General features: G+C 60.6%; 1 protein-coding gene. It reads right to left on the reverse strand.

All coding sequences use genetic code 11. From position 1 onward, the window contains the following. Positions 1-179: 179 nt before the first annotated feature. Positions 180-1,808: an alpha,alpha-trehalase TreA gene (treA, locus tag HGO40_RS30395; RefSeq protein WP_250966050.1), complete on the reverse strand. Its 1,629-nt coding sequence runs from the start codon at positions 1,806-1,808 to the stop codon at positions 180-182. Positions 1,809-2,063 lie beyond the last annotated feature (255 nt).

A 2,063-nucleotide genomic window follows, 5' to 3' on the forward strand; every position in this document is an offset into this window, starting at 1 on the left:
CCTGGAGCTGTGCGCCCCGCACAGGTTGCTCCCGAGGCTATGCTGACGCTTGAGACACACCCCACATCCCCTGTGCGAGCGGGCGTGCTCGCGAAGACGGCGTGTCAGCAACCTTCAATGTGGCTGAACCACCCCTTTCGCGAGCAAGCCCGCTCCCACAGGGGATGTGTGTGTGGCATTTACTTACCCACCAGGCTTTGAGACGTCTCGCCATACTTGCCCAGTAACATGAGCGTCACCCCGTTGGTCCAGCCAAAGCCATCCTGCAATTCATACTCGCCGCCTCCCCCACCATCGCCGCGTCCGGACAGGTCGTACTTTTCCACCAGCTTGTTTTCCTTGCCGTAGAGGTTCTCGACTTGCTGCAAGAAACGACTGCCGATCTGTTGCGCCAGCGCGGTGTGCTGGTAGCGCTCCAGCCCTTCCACCGCGACCCATTGCAGCGGTGCCCAGCCATTGGGTTCGTCCCATTGCTGGCCATTGCTGACCTGGGTGGTGGCGACACCTCCAGGGCGCAACAGGCCGTCACGCACCGCATCGGCGGTGCGATTGGCATGCTCGACAGAGGCCAGGCCCGTGTACAGCGGGAACAGCGTCGCGGCCGTGAGCCCTTGGCGTTGCTGGTTGCGTTGCCAGTCATAGTCCACGTAGAAGCCTTTATCGGTATTCCATAGATATTTCTCGATGGCCCGCTGGCGCAGTTCGGCGCGCCGGCCATAAGCCTGGACACAGGCCATGTTTTGCACCGTCTCGCAGGCTTTGGCGATGGTGTGCTCCAGATGATAGATCAGGCTATTGAGGTCCACGGGCACGATGGCCGTGGTGCGAATGCTCGCCAGGTTCTGGCCGTCGTCCAACCAGCGCGAACTGAAGTCCCAGCCGCTTTCGGCACCGGCGCGCAGATCACGCCAAACCTCCTCCTTGGGCCGCTCCGGCACCTGTTCGGCGGTGCTGACGTCTTGCAACCAGGACTCCTGTCGAGGCGTCGGGCTGGCATCCCAGTAGCGGTTGAGCACACTGCCATCGGCGAGCTTGACCACATGTCGGGCAGCGTCACCGGGCTTGAGCGCCTGGGCGCCCTCCATCCAATAGGCATACTCCTTCTGCAACTGCGGCAGGTATCGCCCATAGGCCTGGTCGCCTTCGATGCGCGCCTGCAACTCCACCATGTAGGCAAAGAATGGCGGCTGCGACCGGCTCAGGTAGTAGGTGCGATTGCCGTTGGGGATGTGACCGTAGGTGTCGATCATGTAGGCGAAGTTATCGGTCATCTGGCGGACCTGGGCTTTATCGCCGCTTTGCTCAAGCCCGAGCATGGTGAAATACGAATCCCAGTAGTACATCTCGCGAAAGCGTCCGCCGGGCACCACATACGGCTGCGGCAATGGCAACAGACTACTGTAGGCCGGCACCTGGCTGTAGGAGCGGCTCAGCACCGGCCAGAGGTGGTCGATGTGTTCCTTGATCGGAGCGCCGGGCCTGGGGGCTGGACTTTCGGCTGCGCCGGACTCGATGAAGTTGTCTTTCACGAAGGCCTTGATATCGAAGCCGTCGCGGCCCCGTTGGGCCAGGTAATCGGCGCGGATCCAGGCCGGATCACGGTTGGGCAATGCATCCACGAAATGCTTCTGGTCGGTGAATACCTGCCCACGCTGCACCGCTTCAAAAAGCTCGGGGTAGGCTTGGTCGGGGGGGAGATTGGCTCGTCCCTGGGCGTCGGCGTAGCTCCAGGTGGCGGGCGGTTGGCTTGAACAGGCCGCGCACAGAAGCGCGGCAAAAGAGAGGCCGGTAAGGGCAATAGGTCGCATCAGAGGGTCCATCCTGTTTTTCATTCCTGACAAACCAGTGACCTGTCGAAATGGACCTGGGTTCAGTCAATGATGCAATGCCAGGCGACGCCCCGACCCCACTGGTCAGTCCAATTTGTTTTTTTTATTAATTGGTCTTGCCAATATTTTTTTCGGCCTGTAGTTTCGGGCCAAGGTCATTGGTGCAGGTCACCGCTCACCTACAACAAAAAAGCGAGCCCGGTCCCGGCAACCGCTGACTCTTATACCCATCTC

Origin of the sequence: Pseudomonas sp. CG7 (assembly GCF_023701885.1) — a bacterium.
In the GTDB taxonomy this organism is placed as follows: Bacteria; Pseudomonadota; Gammaproteobacteria; order Pseudomonadales; family Pseudomonadaceae; genus Aquipseudomonas; species Aquipseudomonas zanjanensis.